At 43.6% G+C, this 18,036-nt stretch carries 13 protein-coding genes and 1 pseudogene; 5 read left to right on the forward strand and 9 right to left on the reverse strand.

What is annotated here, in order from left to right; genetic code table 11:
• Positions 1–2,393: ELWxxDGT repeat protein (locus VB732_RS05765; RefSeq protein WP_323229881.1), on the forward strand; the 2,393-nt coding region annotated here is incomplete at its 5' end.
• Positions 2,394–2,640: 247 nt separating this feature from the next.
• Here the strand turns inward: VB732_RS05765 and VB732_RS05770 are convergent.
• The 3 genes from VB732_RS05770 to upp all read right to left on the reverse strand — a co-directional run bounded on the left by VB732_RS05770 (position 2,641) and on the right by upp (position 4,131).
• Positions 2,641–2,919 (reverse strand): YggT family protein, encoded by a 279-nt coding sequence (locus VB732_RS05770; RefSeq protein WP_323229883.1) that lies wholly within the window; start codon positions 2,917–2,919, stop codon positions 2,641–2,643.
• A gap of 130 nt (positions 2,920–3,049) precedes the next feature.
• Complete coding sequence (locus VB732_RS05775; protein WP_323229885.1) at positions 3,050–3,403, reverse strand: hypothetical protein; 354 nt, start codon at positions 3,401–3,403, stop codon at positions 3,050–3,052.
• Between the two features lie 77 nt (positions 3,404–3,480).
• A complete protein-coding gene (gene upp, locus VB732_RS05780) occupies positions 3,481–4,131 on the reverse strand; it encodes a uracil phosphoribosyltransferase (RefSeq protein WP_323229994.1) in 651 nt (216 codons plus the stop codon).
• A 276-nt stretch (positions 4,132–4,407) separates the two neighbouring features.
• Between upp and crtH the strand changes: the two genes are divergently transcribed.
• Complete coding sequence (gene crtH, locus VB732_RS05785) at positions 4,408–5,916, forward strand: carotenoid isomerase (protein ID WP_323229887.1); 1,509 nt, start codon at positions 4,408–4,410, stop codon at positions 5,914–5,916.
• 14 nt (positions 5,917–5,930) lie between these two features.
• Here the strand turns inward: crtH and VB732_RS05790 are convergent.
• The 5 genes and pseudogenes from VB732_RS05790 to petH all read right to left on the reverse strand — a co-directional run.
• Positions 5,931–6,248 (reverse strand): annotated as a pseudogene (locus VB732_RS05790) (Uma2 family endonuclease); the annotation flags it as partial.
• Between the two features lie 212 nt (positions 6,249–6,460).
• Complete coding sequence (locus tag VB732_RS05795; protein ID WP_323229888.1) at positions 6,461–7,735, reverse strand: DUF4365 domain-containing protein; 1,275 nt, start codon at positions 7,733–7,735, stop codon at positions 6,461–6,463.
• 329 nt (positions 7,736–8,064) lie between these two features.
• Entirely contained in the window at positions 8,065–8,808 is a 744-nt protein-coding gene (locus tag VB732_RS05800; RefSeq protein WP_323229889.1) for a Uma2 family endonuclease, read from the reverse strand.
• A 128-nt stretch (positions 8,809–8,936) separates the two neighbouring features.
• Positions 8,937–10,223 carry a homoserine dehydrogenase gene (locus VB732_RS05805; RefSeq protein WP_323229890.1) on the reverse strand — a complete coding sequence of 429 codons (1,287 nt, stop codon included), beginning with the start codon at positions 10,221–10,223 and terminating at the stop codon, positions 8,937–8,939.
• A gap of 216 nt (positions 10,224–10,439) precedes the next feature.
• A complete protein-coding gene (gene petH, locus VB732_RS05810) occupies positions 10,440–11,753 on the reverse strand; it encodes a ferredoxin--NADP reductase (RefSeq protein WP_323229995.1) in 1,314 nt (437 codons plus the stop codon).
• A gap of 831 nt (positions 11,754–12,584) precedes the next feature.
• Between petH and VB732_RS05815 the strand changes: the two genes are divergently transcribed.
• The 3 genes from VB732_RS05815 to VB732_RS05825 all read left to right on the forward strand — a co-directional run bounded on the left by VB732_RS05815 (position 12,585) and on the right by VB732_RS05825 (position 16,833).
• The gene (locus VB732_RS05815) at positions 12,585–13,589 is read left to right on the forward strand and encodes a phosphoribulokinase (protein WP_323229891.1); all 1,005 of its coding nucleotides are present in this window, start codon (positions 12,585–12,587) and stop codon (positions 13,587–13,589) included.
• Between the two features lie 425 nt (positions 13,590–14,014).
• Positions 14,015–15,289, forward strand: a complete 1,275-nt coding sequence (metK, locus tag VB732_RS05820) for a methionine adenosyltransferase (RefSeq protein ID WP_323229892.1) — start codon at positions 14,015–14,017, stop codon at positions 15,287–15,289.
• Positions 15,290–15,663: 374 nt separating this feature from the next.
• The gene (locus VB732_RS05825) at positions 15,664–16,833 is read left to right on the forward strand and encodes a homocysteine biosynthesis protein (protein ID WP_323229893.1); all 1,170 of its coding nucleotides are present in this window, start codon (positions 15,664–15,666) and stop codon (positions 16,831–16,833) included.
• Between the two features lie 167 nt (positions 16,834–17,000).
• On the opposite strand, the gene VB732_RS05830 is transcribed toward VB732_RS05825, so the two are convergent.
• Positions 17,001–18,029 (reverse strand): hypothetical protein, encoded by a 1,029-nt coding sequence (locus VB732_RS05830; RefSeq protein ID WP_323229894.1) that lies wholly within the window; start codon positions 18,027–18,029, stop codon positions 17,001–17,003.
• Positions 18,030–18,036 lie beyond the last annotated feature (7 nt).

Raw genomic sequence — 18,036 nt, forward strand, 5'->3', positions numbered from 1 at the left:
TCCAAGTCAAGGATATCTTCTCCGGTAGGGGTAGCTCTAATCCGCAAAACTTGACCAATGTCAACGGCACACTCTACTTTAGAGCTACTGACGGCAGTGAGGGTAGTGAACTGTGGAAGAGCAATGGCACGGAATCTGGTACTGTCCGCCTTAAGGATATTAATACTGCCACAGTCTCTTCTGAACCGTATTTTCTGACAAATGTCAATGACACGCTGTACTTTAGAGCCACCGACGGCAGTGGGGGCAATGAACTATGGAAGAGTGATGGCACCGAATCTGGTACTGTCCGTGTCAAGGATATCTTCTCTGGTACGGGTAGCTCAAATCCGCAAAACTTGACAAATGTCAACGGCACGCTGTACTTCAGCGCTACTGACGGCACTGGAGGCAATGAATTGTGGAAGAGTGATGGCACCGAATCTGGTACCATCCGCGTCAAGGATATCTTCTCCGGTGCGGGTAGCTCTGACCCTAACTTTCTAACGAATATCAACGGCACGCTGTACTTCGTTGCCACCAACAGCAGTGGGGGTCGGGAACTCTGGAAGAGTGATGGCACTGAGACTGGTACTATCCGCGTTAAGGATATTGTCTCTGGCACTGGTAGCTCAAATCCCCAAAATCTGACCAATGTCAACGGCACACTCTACTTCAGTGCTACCGACAGTAGTGGAGGTCGGGAATTGTGGAAGAGTGATGGTACTGAGACCGGTACTGTCCGTGTTAAAGATATCTTCTCTGGTACTGGTAGCTCTCACCCGCAAAATCTGACCAACGTCAACGGTACACTCTACTTCAGTGCTACCGACAGTAGTGGAGGTCGGGAATTGTGGAAGAGTGATGGTACTGAGGCTGGTACTGTCCGCATCAAGGATATCTTCTCCGGTACTGGTAGCTCAAATCCGCAAAATCTGACCAATGTCAACGGCACGCTCTACTTTAGTGCTATCGACAGCAGTGGAGACAATGAACTATGGAAAAGTGATGGTACTGAGGCTGGTACTGTCCGCGTCAAAGATATCTTCTCTGGTACTGGTAGCTCAAATCCGCAAAATCTAACCAATGTTAACGGCACGCTCTACTTCAGGGGCACTGATAGCAGTGGGGGCAATGAACTATGGAAAAGTGACGGTACTGAAGCTGGTACTGTTCGCGTTAAGGATATTGTCTCTGGTACTGGTAGCTCAAATCCGCAAAATTTAACCAATATCAACGGCACGCTGTACTTCAGTGCCATTGACAACAATGGGGGAACTGAACTGTGGAAGAGTGATGGCACTGAGGCAGGTACCGTCTGCGTCAAGGATATGTTCTCTGGCACAAGTGGCTCTTACCCTAACAACCTCACTTACATCAATGGCAAGCTCTACTTTTTTGCAGACAATGGGAACACTGGGCAAGAACTTTTTCAGCTTGACCTGGACAATACTCCTACTGACCTGAACAATACTCCCACTGACCTGAGCCTGAGTACTACTAGTGTTGATGAGAATGTTCCTGCCAACACAGTAATTGGCAACTTTAGCACCACTGACACCGATTCAGACGACACCCACACTTACACTTTAGTTTCAGGTATAGACAGCGCCGATAACAGCGTCTTTACAATTGTAGGTAACGAGTTATACCTTAACGTCTCACCCGACTACGAAACCAAGGATAGCTACAACATCCGTTTACGCACCACAGATCAAGGCGGCTTATTCTACGAGGAAGCGATCGCGATCGCAGTCAATAATATTAATGATGCTCCAACAGTAGCAAATGCCATTGCCGACCAAACAGCAACAGAAAACACGCCTTTCAACTTCACCCTACCTGCCGACACCTTTGTGGATGCGGATTCAGGAGATAGCCTTACCTACAGCGCCAGCCTAGAAAATGGTGAACCAATTCCTAGTTGGTTAACTTGGAATGGCAGCAGTTTCAGTGGTACTCCCACAAATGACAACGTTGGCAGCCTCAACATCCAAGTTATCGCTAGTGATGGAACGGCAACTATCAGCGATGTTTTTGCACTGGCAGTAGTTAATAGTACTTCGAGTGGAAACAACCTAATTGGTACGAACAAAATAGATACTATCTCAGTATCTCAAGACAATGACATCTTGTTTAGTGGTGTAGGTAACGATGTAATCATCAGTGGAAACCTGACTGATAGTAGCACTGATTCTAATGTTGAAGATGATACTATCTTCGTTTCCAAAGCAGAATTCGGACTAAGCCAATCTCAGGATATGACAAGTGATTCAGGTTCGCTCCAACTTGGGACTAGTTCGATAAACACAAGCGATCGCTTTATTGACAATCAAACTACAGAGAACCTATTCTCTGATCAATATACAGTTGCTGGTACAGAACAAGTTCAAATAGTCCCCTCCTCAAATTAGTGGGACTTAATAATGCAGATATTACCGTGATTGCCTAACGGAAGCCAACTAAACCCCATCTAGTTTGATAAGACTTACGCACAACGACACGCGGTAGGGGCAATTCATGAATTGCCCCTACGGGAAAATCAACCAGATTTTTCTAAAGCTTGGCACAATTAATTGACTGAAGAGTGAGGGCATTTTGATTAAAAGTTGTGGAGACGCTTTTGCAATTCGCGTCTCTACAAATTTATTTGGCTACTAATCAAAATCCCTGTGCGAATGGCAGACGAGCTAGGGTTCTGAGAAGGTCGCCAGCTAAGTTGAGTGCTAAGAAAGCTAAAATCGGAGAAAAATCCATACCGCCCAATGGGGGAATAATTGAGCGGAATAAATTCAGATATGGGTCGGTTATCTGAGCTAAAGCGGCAAATGGCTGATTATACCATTCAATTTGCGGGAACCAGGTCAACAAAACCCTGATAATTAGCAAATAGCTATAAAAGGTGACAAAGGTAACTAATGTCGTAATCAGTAAACTCATGGATGGCTTTGTTTCCTACTAAGTGTCAAACGCGGTCTTATCTTTCTAATTTTAATTTAGTCCAAAGTCAAAAGTGTTTGCAGATGTGGTACTTACCACACCAGACATTTTCACCACGCCTGAACAAGAATTAGGAGTCTTTGGTCAGGGAGCGATCATTACTGGCTTGAGGTGAACCGCTATTCACATTACCCAGTTGCTTCCGCACATCATCAATTGTGGCATTTAGCTGGGCAATTTTATCTTCTAGCGATCGCCGGGCAGTTTCTATCCCAACAGCCTCACTTTCCGAGGCTTTCATCTGACGGCGCTTTGCCGCTATTTTCTTCCCTTCAACTTGGGCAGCTGTCAGTTCTGTTTCGTCCTCTGGTAACAATTGAGGATCGCGTCGAGAAGCAATCAGTGCCCCGATAACGCCACCAAAGACGCCACCAACAAAGGCCCCTGCTAAAAAACCACTGCCAAAACCATCTCGCTGACTCATATCTTTACCGCCTTCAACAAAGCTTGCAACTTTTACAGTATTTATGCTATTTTCTCCTGCCCTAGCTGCATACTAGCTTAAGTCCCAAATGTGCGATCGCCTGCATCTCCTAATCCCGGTACAATATATCCCTTATTGTTAAGTTTTTCGTCAATAGTAGCTGTGTAAACTATTAAACCTGGATAAGCTTCGCTCAGTTTTTGCAAAGCTGGTGGAGCCGCTACTACGCAAACAATTCGGATTAGGGATGGATCAGCACCCCGTTGTGTCAATTCTGCCATTGTAGCCATAATCGACCCCCCAGTTGCCAACATTGGATCGGTAATTAGCACTCGTGTTTGGGGGTTAAATTTTTCTGGCAACTTGTTCAGATAACAATGAGGTTGCAGTGTTTCTTCATCTCGCGCCAAGCCAAGATGGTAAATCGATGCCAAAGGTAATAAAGTCTGCGCTCCCTCCAGTAATCCTAGTCCAGCCCGCAGAATCGGTACTACTGCTACTGGTATCTGCGGATCGATCACCGTTGCTGGACAGGTATCCAAAGGAGTCTGCACAGATGTTTCTTGGGTTGGCAACCAGTCTCGCGCAGCTTCATAAGTCAGCCATCTTCCCAACTCAGTCATGGCGCTGCGGAATAATACTGAAGGCGTGCCTGCATCACGGGCGACTGCCAGCCAGTGTTTGATCAGGGGATGGGGTGGAACATAAACGCGCAATTGTAGCGTCATAGCCAGAAATAGGCGACTTTTTATTGTATAAGAACTGAAACACCATAATACTCTTTCCTGCATCCGGCTGACAGCTAAAATTAATCCTCTCAATTTTATTGATAAATTTTTTCATTAGTAGTTGACATCTATTCTCAATCAAAGCTATATTATTATCCAGTGTTCTCCTCTCTTTTAAGGATCGGCAGACGGGATTAGCCAGCAGTAGCAGGTTCGTCCCTCTTTTTTTTGATTGGTCATTGGGCATGGGGGAGAATAACTAATGACCAATGACAAATGACCAAAATGCAAGATATTGACGCGATCGTGATTGGGTCTGGGATTGGCGGGTTAGTAACAGCAACCCAATTAGCGGCGAAGGGTGCGAAAGTGCTGGTGCTGGAACGTTATTTGATTCCAGGTGGTAGCGCTGGTTATTTTGAACGCCAAGGCTATCGATTTGATGTTGGCGCATCGATGATTTTTGGATTGGGACAGAACGGTACTACTAACTTACTCACCCGCGCTTTGTCAGCTGTGAATGTCAGCCAAGAAGCGATCGCAGATCCGGTACAGATTCACTATCATTTACCCCAAGGTTTAGACTTGAAAGTTGACCGGGTTTATGAAAATTTTTTGCAAAATCTTATTGCTCATTTCCCCCATGAAGAACAGGGGATTCGTCGCTTTTATGACGAATGTCAAAAAGTATTTAAGTGCCTTAACAGCATGGATTTGCTGTCTCTAGAAGAACCTCGGTATCTACTGCGCGTATTTTTCCAGCATCCTTTAGCATGTCTCGGTTTAGTTAAGTATTTGCCCCAAAATGCTGGAGATTTTGCCAGACGCTACATCAAAGACCCGCAATTATTGAAATTTATCGACATGGAATGTTATTGCTGGTCAGTGGTTCCAGCAGACATGACACCAATGATCAATGCTGGGATGGTCTTTTCTGACAGGCATTATGGCGGAGTTAACTATCCTAAAGGCGGAGTGGGACAAATTGCCCAAAAACTGGTAGAAGGTCTAGAGAAAGCTGGGGGTAAAATTCAGTACCAAGCTAGAGTTACGAAAATTCTCACAGAAAACGGAAAAGCCGTAGGTGTGCAACTGGCAAATGGTAAAGTATATCAGGGTAAACGCATAGTTTCTAATGCCACACGCTGGGATACCTTTGAGCAATTACTACCAACAGAAGAAATACCACGTAATGAGAAAACTTGGCAACAGAATTATCAAAAATCTCCCAGCTTCTTGAGTTTGCATATAGGGGTAAAAGAGTCTGTTTTACCTGCGGAGACAGAGTGCCACCATATTTTGCTAGAAGATTGGGAAAAGATGACAGCAATGGAAGGGACAATTTTTGTTTCGATTCCTACATTGCTCGATCCAGATTTAGCACCAGATGGATATCACATTATTCATGCATTCACACCTCACTGGATTGAAGATTGGCAAAAACTTTCTCCGAGTGAGTACGAAGCGAAGAAAGAAGAAGCGGCTGGGCGAATTCTTGACCGTCTAGAGAAGATTTTTCCCGGTTTAGATGCAGGATTGGATTATCTGGAAGTAGGTACACCCCGCACCCATCGCCGCTTTTTGGGTCGTCAGGATGGCACTTATGGGCCAATTCCCCGGCGCAAGTTGCGGGGATTATTGAAGATGCCCTTTAATCGCACAGCTATTCCAGGACTTTATTGTGTCGGGGATAGTACCTTTCCCGGTCAGGGTTTGAATGCAGTAGCCTTTTCTGGGTTTGCTTGTGCCCACCGGATTGCTGTAGATTTAGGGTTTAAAACTTAAGGTTCAGGCTGCCACTAGGCTTCTGGTTCAATGCCGAGCGATCGCAATTGGGCAGTTAAGCGATCGGCTCTTTCCTCACCAGTCAACAATAAATTACCTTGCAAATCCCACCACCGTAGCCAAGGTAATTCCATATTGTAATATTGTCCCTGCCAAATCCCTAACTCAACTCCTAAAGGATGTATGGGATAATGTCCCCGTTCATTCGCGGTTAATAACTGATATTGTCCACCAATTAATTCATAAACTTCCACACTGGCTTTATTCACTTCATAAATGCCGTAGAAGGGAGGACGAATCACCTGCTCATAAATCCAGAATTTCCACTTCCAAGACTTCAGTTTAACGCTCTTCCATCAGTCTTGGAGAAAGCAGTCGCTACAAGCCTTACCAGACTTCTGTTTTCAGGTTTTAGCTATATTTTGGAATTTCTATTAAAAAATAAAGCCTCAAACCTTGATTGGGTGATAGTTTCAGTTTTCTACTTCGATTATTGTTTTATGAGAGTGATGGAAGAGCGTTAGAACCTCACAAGCAATTAAGGTTAAGAAAATCTAATAAATCTCACAATTTGTATTGCTTGAAGCGTCATTTCATCTTCATCAGAAAAGATAATACTACGTGTCTTTTTATTAAGATGTTTTGTAAGGTATTCTGTAACGTTTTTCCAATACATTTTTCCCTTGCCATCACGGACTATTAGGTATACAGGGTAAAGTTGTTGTTTCCAATATTCAAGGTGTTCTCGTTTTTGGATATAAACTGAAAGCTTTCCATCTTGATGTAATGATAAGTAGGAATCACCTGATTTAAGCTGTATATAAATACGTTTACCAGAAGGTTTCCCATTGTCATCTTTAAATTCAATTTCTCCATCGATGCCATACCTTTTACTATCATAAAACTCGCAAATCTGTCCTGCTTGATTGACAATAATCATTACTTGACCTCTTTGAATGCCCTCTTTATTCTCATTGTCAAGCAAGACACTCTTTAGTTTAAAACTTCCACCTTTAGATGATTGTTGCTTCAATTTTTGTTCAAGTTTTGCTTCAAATAGTATTCTTCGTGGTGCAAATCTTCCTATGTCTTGATGCGCTAAACCATCTTTCCAAGGAAACACTGATTTTAGTTCCGAATTGTTGTAAATATCAGTAGTATAAATACTGTAAGCATCAAGGAATGGCTCCCAATATTTCTTTCTAAAACATTCCCTTTCGGCAGGACTATTTTCTGAACTAGCGAGTTTTATAGCTGTATCTAGTAGGTCGTAATTGTGTTGTGTATCTTCTCTGTTGGGAAGTAGGATTTTATTATTTTCTCTTAACTCCTTTATAAATTTCCTTATACCTTGAATTTGCTGAGTTTTTAATATTGGCTGATTTCCTGATATAGCTGGAGATTCAATAATTGAGTTAACTTGCCAATTCCTAATTTCCTGCATACAGCTTATCCATCTTTTACAATATGATGGATAGATTTTATTGATGGATTTGAATTGTTGCACACCAGCGCACAAGTTAAGTTGAGCATTTAAGACTTGTCCCCATGTTTTACGGTCTTGAAAATATTGAAGGTTGTAAGGTGATTTGTTGGGATTTAGCTTGTCTGTTTGTAAGCATATTATCCAGTAAGCTATTATGTGCCAATCGTCGTTAAGCCCTGCTAATAATAAATTTTGCCCTTGAGTTAGGAATTGGTGGTTTCTTTTCACTGGAAGGAAGGAAGCCTGTATTATCTGAATTGCTTTGTACAGATGTGGATTAAGTTCTATGCATTTTTTCTGAATCGAGATGCAATTGAATTTCTGGTCTGTCATATGATTACCTCTTAACTTATGTACTGAGGTTAGCGAAAACTATTTAGAGGCACAATCGCTGGGAGAATAACTCCTATAAAGCTTATATGACAAGCTTTTTGAAGCCTCTATTTTTTCCGATATGTTTTTTGCACCCAGAAATGTTGCCATGATGTATTCAGCGATGGCATCCACAGCATCCTATAACCATAAAAATCAAAGCAGCCGGGGTACACCAACTGCTTTAACGCTCTTCTATTACTCTGGAAAGATAATAATTTAAGCTAAATGAGGAAAGTCAGAGTTGATCAGAGAATTAGCGATCGCACTTTTAACCCTATTCCAAAATATTAGGCTTCCGGTTCAACACCAAGCGATCGCAATTGGGCAGTTAAGCGATCGGCTCTTTGTCTTTCCTGTTCAGCCCGTTGGGATTCTCGTTCGGCTCTTTCCTCACCAGTGAACAACAAATTACCCTGCAAATCCCACCAACGCAACCAGGGCAATTGGGCGTTTTGATAAACTCCATGCCATAAGCCTAACTCAACTCCCAAGCGCGTAATCGGATAATGCCCACGCTCATTTGCTGCTAATAACTGATATTGTCCACCAATTAATTTGTAAACTTCCACACTGGCTTTATTCACTTCATAAATGCCATAAAAAGCCGGATGAATTACCTGCTCATAAATCCAGAATTTGCCCTTCCAAGGAGTTTTATCTCGTTCTTCACTACCATCCCCAGAGACAAATTCTAAGGCAATCAAAGGAGCAATAAATTCTCGCCAGAGTACATAAGACCTCCGCGTTTGTCCATCGAACAAAGGCGGCACATTTCCGACATAAAACCAATCTGGTGCTTCTGCGCCTCGTTCTGGCGGGTCTGTCAAACGCCAGTAAATACCTAAGTCTTGACCGATACAATATTGACTATCAGGATGTAGTTGTTTAAGGACAGGTGTAATTGAATCAGTCAGTAAAATGCTTTGGGGATGCTCTTGCCCATTTTTCACAAAAGTACCATTGGACTCTGGTAGCTGCGTATGATCGGGGAAAGGAGTAAGGGCGGTGGATGGGTCAGTTGCAGAGTTCATAAGACTACCTTTACAGGATGTAAGGGTTGTTTGTAGTTTAGCAAGGGTAGGAGCAAAGAGAAATCTGAAATAAAAACTAAGTATTTTAGGCTACAGAAACCTCTGATGGCGATCGCAAAACAATACTTTCAAAGTACACGCAATAAACTAGGAATACTTTCGATCCCTTCCAAATCCCGAATTTCTGCTAAAGCTTGCCGAAAGTTACCTTCTCGCACATCATGGGTAACAACCACAATCTCTGCTAATTCGCCTTGAAAGCCAGTTTGGACAATTGACTCTAAGCTAACGCCATAGTTACCAAAACAAGTTCCCAACTTCCCGATAACTCCAGGTTGGTCATTTGTAAGGAAACGGGCGTAAAACCGAGTTATCAGTTCTGCCATCGGTGCAATTTGGCAGTATTCTTGATGTCCGCAAGCTATTAAAGGATTTGCAACTGCTGTATTGGTTTTGAGGACAGCAACTAAATTCAAAATGTCTGATGTCACAGCACTGGCGGTTGCACCAGCACCAGCACCGGGGCCGAAAAACATGACCTGTCCAATGGGTTCTCCTTCGACAAGAATGGCGTTGTAAACACCGTTGATGCTAGCCAAAGGATGAGCTTGAGGCACTAAAGTCGGATGAACTCTAACGGATAGAGGAGATGAGGGAGTATCACGTTTAGCGATCGCTAACAGTTTAATCACAAATCCCAATTTTTCGGCGTAGGCAATATCTGTTTTGCTGACTTGCCGAATCCCCTCAGTATAAACATCTTGTAGGTTGATGCGTCCACCAAAACCTAATGATGCGAGGATGGCAATTTTATCTGCTGCGTCTAAGCCATCAACATCAGCCGTGGGGTCAGCCTCAGCATAACCCAAGCGCTGGGCATCAGCTAAAACATCGTTGAAATTGCTGCCTTCTGTTTGCATCCGCGTCAGGATGTAGTTGGTTGTACCGTTCACGATGCCTGTTACAGTGTGAATGCGGTTAACACTTAAAGACTGCTTTAAGGGTTGAATCACCGGAATACCGCCACCCACAGCAGCTTCTAGCATGACGTATACGCCGGCTTGATTGGCAGTGGTAAAAATTTCTGCTCCAAACCGGGCGATCGCTGCTTTGTTGGCGGTGACTACATGCTTACCATTGCTCAAAGCTTTGAGAATTAGCGATCGCGCTGGCTCCAATCCGCCCATCACCTCGACAACTATATCTACCGCCGGATCGTTGACAATCGATTCTAAATCTGTAGTTAAGACTTCTGTAGATAATTCTACTGCACGGGGCTTATCTAGCGATCGCACTCCCACCCGATAGATTTCTATCTCTTGCAACAACGGGTGACGGCCAGCCTTATCTTGCAACAACTGCACTGTCCCCATTCCCACAGTGCCTAATCCGAGTATTCCTAATTTCACACCCACAATTTATGCACCCAATTAATTTTTAAGTGCTGAGTGCTGAGTGCTGAGTGCTGAGTAGTTAACAAGTATTTAGTACTTGACCACGCAGAACTGAGAACTCTTTCCTCAGCTATTTATAATATTGATAACAAAACAATTGTAGGGTAGGCATTGCCTACCCTACTAACTCATAACTTAGAACTGAAAACTCAGCACTCAGCACTCAGCACTCAGCACTTAGTAAGTTTCTACGTGCCAGCGACCGGCTTTTTTGATTTGCTTCTGGTAATCACTCCAGGTTACGCCTTCCTTAGCAGCAGCAGCAGTTAAGGCTGCATCAATACCTTCTTCCATACCGCGCAAACCGCAGATGTAGGTGTGGGTTTTTTCATTTTTAATCAACTGCCACAATTCATCAGCATGTTCTGCTACGCGGTCTTGAATATACATTCTACCGCCTTGGGGATTTTTCTGTTCGCGGCTGATGGCAGCAGTGAGGCGGAAGTTATCAGGATATTTTTGTTGAATTTCTTCCAGTTCTTCCTTATATAAAAGGTTTGGAGTTGTTGGTACACCAAATATCAGCCAAGAGAATCCTTTAAATTGGTATTCTGGGTTAGCGGCTCTTTCTGCATCTTTAAACTGCCGCCACAAGTAAGCCCGCATGGGAGCAATACCTGTTCCGGTTGCCATCATGATCACATTGGCTTCAGGATCTTGGGGTAACAACATTTCCTTACCCACAGGCCCAGTAATTTTTACCTCATCTCCAGGCTTGAGGAAACACAGGTGCGTAGAGCAAACCCCGTAGACTGTTTCGCTAGTTTCTGGGTGCTTGTACTCCAATTGGCGGACGCACAGTGATACTGTCTTATCATCCACATCATCGCCATGACGAGTTGAGGCGATGGAATACAGTCTCAGTTTTTCCGGTTTACCGTTCTTGTCTACTCCTGGTGGAATAATCCCAATACTTTGACCTTCTATATATTTTAAATTACTCTCAGATAGGTCAAATTTAAGGTGTTGAACAATACCAATACCGCCTTCTTTGACTAGCGGTTCATTAGATATTACCTTGCCAACAAATGGAGCATTGGGACGGTAAGTGTTAACAGGAACGTCACCGTGGTCTTTCTTGGCTTTCGCTTGAGTCATGGTGTTGCCTTTCTTGTCCTTGTTCTCTTCAGCACTATGAGCATTCACAGGTGTGGCTTTACCATTCCCTTCACTGTTAGCAGGTTGCCCAGATGTAGCTAACTCGCTGACAACGCTATTAGCATTCTCAAATGATGAGGCTTTACCATTAACTGGCTGTAGCGCAGTTGCAGGCTGGATGCTAACAATTGTGCCGCCTAGACGAGTGATACGTCGCATTTCTTGATTCATGCGGTTGTAAGGCACTCTGATGAACACACTGCCACTTTTCCGAATTGGGTAGTTAGTTTGATCAGTTTCTTCGCTCTGACGCAAACCCACTACTTCATAGAGGAAGATGCGGCTACCTAATTCTGTGTTGGCAGCACCCTCAACAGCACCTTGATTGTACATTCGTTCTACCACTCCGATAATTTACTTAACCGTTTTTCAAAAAAACTATTCCCATCCCATGCCAGCTTTAGTTTACCGGATTTTCGTTTCACAAAACTAGCCATGATGGGAAAACGGCATCATTAAATTAATGCCTTGCTAAGTACACTCACCAAAGACATGCAGGCATAGCAAAAAACACACCTGTTCACCTTCTAAGGTAAAGGATAAGTCTTGTGGAGAATGTTAATAATGAGTCAATTTAATCTTTTTTTCCTTAACTACCACCCCCATTAGGGATAGTACCGCAAGGTCTGTGTAGGCAGTTCATAGCCAATAATTTGACTAATGCAAGTTGTTGACTCATTCGTTAGATAGATTTTGGCTTTGAATAGTTCAAGCATTATCGAGCCGGAATTACAATTTAGAAAGTTAAAAAACTTGCTGCCAGACTAAATTATACCTTATAGACTTAAATTATATAGAGTCAGAAGTAGCAGAATGACAGCGCTGCAACAGTTACGGTGATGCTGATCCCCATTTTTAAATTAACAACTAAATCAACAAAAAATGATTCATGAACCATGCTAATTCTTCTTGACAGCAATCTTGTATGGGATACCCCCTTCTGTTAAAATCAAATATACCACTAGGATTAAATACTTACCGGCACCAACATTCAGGCTAGTCCGACGAGTAGCAACTTAATTATTTTGTTGTTTAACTCGCTTGGTGTCTTATAGATGTGCTAGGTAGCAAGAACGCAGGATAAACCAAAGGGGTAAACTCCTGGCTTCAGAATCTGCTGTGTGAAAAAATATTGAGACAATTTTAGTATTTTAGAGGAGATTTATGACAAATAAGCCGGAACGCGTGGTACTGATTGGAGTAGCCGGAGACTCTGGATGTGGGAAATCTACGTTTTTGCGTCGTTTGATAGATTTGTTTGGTGAAGATTTAATGACAGTCATCTGCTTGGATGATTATCACTCCTTAGATCGCAAACAACGTAAAGAAACTGGGATAACGGCATTAGACCCCAGAGCAAACAATTTTGACCTGATGTATGAGCAAATTAAAGCGCTCAAAAGTGGTCAATCGATTGATAAGCCGATTTACAACCACGAAACTGGCTTGATTGATCCGCCAGAACGGGTGGAGCCAAATCACATTATAGTTGTTGAAGGACTGCATCCTTTATATGATGAGCGGGTGCGATCGCTAATCGACTTCAGCGTTTATTTTGACATTAGCGATGAAGTCAAAATTGCCTGGAAAATTCAGCGAGATATGGCTGAACGCGGTCATCGCTACGAAGATGTGTTAGCACAAATCAATTCTCGCAAACCTGACTTTGATAAGTTTATCGAACCACAAAGAGAATTTGCCGATGTAGTTCTCCAAGTATTACCTACCAACTTGATCAAAAACGACACCGAGCGTAGAGTACTAAGAGTACGTATGCTTCAGAGAGAAGGTAAAGAAGGCTTTGATCCAACCTACCTATTTGATGAAGGATCAACAATTAATTGGACTCCCTGTGGACGTAAGCTAACCTGTTCTTATCCTGGTATGCAACTATACTACGGCTCAGATGTTTACTACGGCCGTTATGTCTCAGTACTAGAGGTGGATGGTCAATTTGATAACTTAGAAGAAGTAATTTATATTGAAACCCATCTCAGCAATACATCCACCAAATACCAGGGTGAATTGACTCACTTGTTACTCCAGCACCGTGAGTATCCAGGTTCCAATAATGGGACTGGTTTCTTCCAAGTGCTTACAGGTCTGAAAATGCGTGCTGCTTATGAGCGGTTGACAACTACGGAAGCAAAGTTAGCAGTTCAGGTTTAAAAGCAGCAATACTTGTGTCAAAGTTTGTGGGGGCGCTTCTGAGTGCCCCTCTTTTTTTTGTGTTATTAAATACATTTTGTCCACCAAATAATTAGTATCAATTGAGATTTTTTAAAGATACTTACCTTGTAATTAATGGTTTTTATCAATCTTAGGAAGATACTAACTACTGAAGTATAAATATTGTTATGATTTCATAAATTAACGTGAGTTCGCCAGCTTATGTGTTGTTCGCTTAATCGAGTGAATTACAGACCTCTTAGAGGTTTTACTGCACAAAACCATCCTTCTCCAACTTGGAGAGGAAGAGATTAGAACTTTCGTCCAAGTCAGGGAGAGGTTCATTGAACTCACGTTAAATATAGGTAATCGAACTAAATACTACATTTAGTCAGCGAAAATACTCAAATCGGGAGGAATTTGCTTTGTCTCGTCGATATTTATTTACCTCCGAGTCAGTCACCGAAGGTCATCCAGATAAAATCTGCGACCAGATTTCTGATACCATTTTGGATGCCCTACTGACACAAGATCCTAGCAGCCGTGTTGCTGCTGAAGTAGTAGTTAATACTGGTTTGGTGCTAATCACTGGCGAAATAACCACCAAAGCCAATGTGAATTTCGTCAATCTCGCCCGCAAAAAAATTGCTGAAATTGGCTACACTAATGCCGATAATGGCTTTTCTGCTAACAGCACCAGTGTTCTGCTGGCTTTAGACGAACAATCACCCGATATTGCCCAAGGCGTTAATACCGCCCAAGAAACCCGCCAACAAGATAGTGATGAACAATTCGACAAAATTGGTGCGGGCGATCAAGGTATAATGTTTGGCTTTGCCAGCAACGAAACACCAGAACTGATGCCCTTACCCATCAGCCTTGCCCACCGCATTGCCCGCCGATTGGCAGCAGTTCGCAAAACAGGCGAATTATCATACCTGCGTCCTGACGGTAAGACCCAAGTAACTGTGGTTTACGAAGATGGGCGACCAGTAGGTATTGATACTATTCTAATTTCCACCCAGCATACAGCCAATATTGGGGAAATTACGGATGAGGCGGCTGTACAAGCCAAGATTAAAGAAGACCTCTGGTCGGCAGTAGTCGAACCTGTTTTCGGCGACATTGACGTTAAGCCTAATGAGGAAACACGTTTTTTAGTCAACCCCACTGGCAAATTTGTCGTTGGTGGCCCTCAAGGAGACTCTGGTTTGACAGGACGGAAAATAATCGTTGATACCTACGGTGGTTATTCACGGCATGGTGGCGGCGCTTTTTCTGGCAAAGACCCCACCAAAGTAGACCGTTCTGCTGCTTATGCGGCTCGCTATGTGGCAAAAAATATTGTCGCTGCCGGGTTAGCAGAAAAAGTTGAAATCCAGCTATCTTATGCTATTGGTGTAGCACGACCAACAAGCATTTTAGTGGATACATTTGGTACTGGCAAAGTGGATGAAGAAACCTTACTGGAATTAATCAACCAGCATTTTGAACTGCGTCCAGCAGGGATTATCCATACCTTCAATTTACGTAACTTACCAAGTGAACGAGGCGGACGTTTTTATCAGGACGTCGCGGCTTACGGTCATTTTGGGCGGGCTGATTTAGACTTGCCTTGGGAACAGACCGATAAAGCCGAATTGCTGAAGCAAGCAGCAAACGAGTCACTTTCGGCAGTAGTTGCTCAGGCATTAACTTAGACTTATAGGCTACTGCAAAAATTTAGTTTATATAAGGGTAAAGGTAACTTCATAAATTGCCTATACCCTTTATTTATCTTTCAGCTGTCGCCCACAAAATTTAGTTAAAAATTGTTTGGCGGAAATTTGAGATAAAGGCAATGCGATCGCACGCATATCGATTCAGCCTAGAATCCTTTTGGAAACAATAATCACGAATAATACTTGACTATAGTTGAATTGTTTTTTTGCAGAATCTTAACCCTATGCGGGGCGTTAAGCTGTCGCATAGAAATTGGCAGACAACTATTGCGAGAGGAAATTATGCAAGATTCTCTGATTTATCAAGATATTCTTCAAAGAGGAAGATAGCAGGAAGCGCTAGCACTGATAAAATGCGAACAATTGCAGAAATTAACGAGAAAATTATCCGCCAACGTGCGGTAGTGTTGACAACTGAAGAGTTAAAAGCACGAGTTGTAGAAATCGGTGTTACGAAAGCTGCTAAAGAAGTTGATGTAATCACCACTGGCACTTTTGAGCCGATGGAATCAAGTGGTGCAATTATCAATCTTGGACATACTGACCCCCCGATAAAAATTCGCCGATGCTGGTTAGATGGCGTTCCAGCATACTCTGGTTTTGGGGCAGTAGATTTATACTTGGGTGCTAGTTGTGCTGTAGAGACAACGGATGGAGAAGAAGTCAGAGAACGTGGTGGTGGCCATGTAATCGAAGATTTGATCGCTGGTAAAGCTATACACGTAAAAGCGCAGGGACAAGTAACTGATTGTTACCCCAGAGCAAATTTTGAAACCACTGTCACCAGGGAAACAATTAATCAGTTTTATTTATTCAATCCGCGCAATCTTTATCAAAATTTTATTGTTGGTGTAAATGGTGGCGATCGCCCTCTCTTCACCTATCTGGGCCCTTTACAACCGCGTTTGGGGAATGCCGTTTACTCTAATCCCGGTGCTATTTCCCCCTTACTCAACGATCCTGATTTGCAACTCGTTGGTATAGGAACTCGAATTTTTTTAGGTGGCGGCATTGGCTACGTCGCTTGGGAAGGCACTCAGCACTTCCCCTTACAAAAGCGTTTAGCTAATCGTACACCCATTGGCCCTTCTGCCACTTTAGCTTTAATTGGTGATGCCAAGCAGATGGATGCTCATTGGGTGCGGGGTTGTTACTTCAAAAGCTATGGCCCCTCATTGATGTTAGGCGTTGGTGTACCACTTCCTGTATTAAACGAACAAGTAGTTGAACACTGTGCTGTCCAAGATCAAGATTTAGTAGCCCCAATAGTGGATTTTTCCATTCCCCGGCGCGTCCGTCCCACCTTTGGTTTGGTGAGTTACGCCCAACTCAAATCTGGGAGGATCACTATTGAGGGCAAAGCAATACGCTCTGCCCCCTTAGCAAGTTTATTTTTTTCTAGGCAAGTCGCTCTAGAGTTAAAAAAGTGGATTGAAGCAGGGACATTTACCCTCACAGAACCAGTTTCTCCAATTCCGATGGAGCGATCTTTTCTACCCCAAGATCGGCGGACGGATTTTTGAGCTTGGGGGATGGGGCAGGGAGCAGGGGGCAGGGAGCAGGGAGCAGGGGGCAGGGAGCAGGGAGCAGGGAGCAGGGAGCAGGGAGCAGGGAGCAGGGGAAGAAGGACTCTTTATTGATTCTTGAGCCATTCCCAATTCCCAATTCCCAATCCCCAATCCCCAATCCCCTACTCTTGAGTCGGTTTCGGTCGTTTGATGGGCTTAGGCGCAGGCGTTCTTGGTATAGGCTTTGATACTACAGAGGTGTCGCCGCTTGCGCCTGTTTTCTTGATAGGACGCGGGGTTTCGCCAGTGCGTCTGGGGGGGAATGGTTTTCTACCACCAGCACCAGCACCACCGCCACCGCCAGCACGAGGGCCACCTCTGAATGGTGGTTTGCGTTTTTTGGGCAAGTCAGCGATCGCTTCAGCTTTTTCTACTATTAAAACGTCAGCTTCTCGCTTGGCTTGGAAGTCCCAGAACTTTCCTACTGCTTTGGTGGTCAGGACACCCCTCAATTTCAACTTGAAATACTTGGGTTTGTCAGTTGGTTTGCGTGCAGCCTGTCTAATTTTGACTACTAAGCTCTTAGCGTCAAAAGACTGGTACACTACCTCACCACGAACAGAAAAACCACCATCTGTTACTTCTGATGAGGGAATCGCGGGAATTGTGCTTAATTCAGAATCTTCAGATAAGCCATCATCGGGTGTCTGTGATTGCAACTCTAAATCTGACTCGTCCTCATCTGTTGAGTTTTTAGCCAGATTTTCTGGCTCCCAAACTCCAACGATTTGGATATGCAAGGTGTCATTTTCTTGCCTTGTCCGTGGATATACTACCCACAAGTGTTCTTTTTCTAAGTCTAGATGATTCTTGACCAAGCTCATAATCCGCCCTAGGAGGACGGCATTGAGTTCTACACCATCTGTAGTTAGCAGCGTACCTTGAGTAAATTGTTCGCTGCTAGCATAATAGCGACCCCGGACTAATCCGATCGCTCGGTACTGCATCGGCTCGCTGGGAGGCGGAATCGGTTGCTGTCGATTGATTAAGTTCCCATTTGAGTCAGTCTCGCTGGGGTTGACAGGCAAATTTTCAACTTTAGGGGACTTGGTTACTATGTGAACATTAGAGGCAGCCTCTATGTTATTTGGACTCTTGTTAGAGGCAGAAGAATTGGAGGATTCAGGCAACGGCATCAGGTCGGAATTCATAAAAACT

This window comes from Nostoc sp. UHCC 0252, assembly GCF_034931145.1.
Taxonomy (GTDB): Bacteria; Cyanobacteriota; Cyanobacteriia; order Cyanobacteriales; family Nostocaceae; genus Nostoc.

What these genes read in the sequence shown, in the direction of transcription:
- VB732_RS05770 (WP_323229883.1), bottom strand. Translation starts at nt 2,919, where the DNA reads ATGAGTTTACTGATTACGACATTAGTTACCTTTGTCACCTTTTATAGC.
- VB732_RS05775 (WP_323229885.1), bottom strand. Translation starts at nt 3,403, where the DNA reads ATGAGTCAGCGAGATGGTTTTGGCAGTGGTTTTTTAGCAGGGGCCTTT.
- upp (WP_323229994.1), bottom strand. Translation starts at nt 4,131, where the DNA reads ATGACGCTACAATTGCGCGTTTATGTTCCACCCCATCCCCTGATCAAA.
- crtH (WP_323229887.1), top strand. Translation starts at nt 4,408, where the DNA reads ATGACCAAAATGCAAGATATTGACGCGATCGTGATTGGGTCTGGGATT.
- VB732_RS05795 (WP_323229888.1), bottom strand. Translation starts at nt 7,735, where the DNA reads ATGACAGACCAGAAATTCAATTGCATCTCGATTCAGAAAAAATGCATA.
- VB732_RS05800 (WP_323229889.1), bottom strand. Translation starts at nt 8,808, where the DNA reads ATGAACTCTGCAACTGACCCATCCACCGCCCTTACTCCTTTCCCCGAT.
- petH (WP_323229995.1), bottom strand. Translation starts at nt 11,753, where the DNA reads ATGTACAATCAAGGTGCTGTTGAGGGTGCTGCCAACACAGAATTAGGT.
- VB732_RS05815 (WP_323229891.1), top strand. Translation starts at nt 12,585, where the DNA reads ATGACAAATAAGCCGGAACGCGTGGTACTGATTGGAGTAGCCGGAGAC.
- VB732_RS05825 (WP_323229893.1), top strand. Translation starts at nt 15,664, where the DNA reads ATGCGAACAATTGCAGAAATTAACGAGAAAATTATCCGCCAACGTGCG.
- VB732_RS05830 (WP_323229894.1), bottom strand. Translation starts at nt 18,029, where the DNA reads ATGAATTCCGACCTGATGCCGTTGCCTGAATCCTCCAATTCTTCTGCC.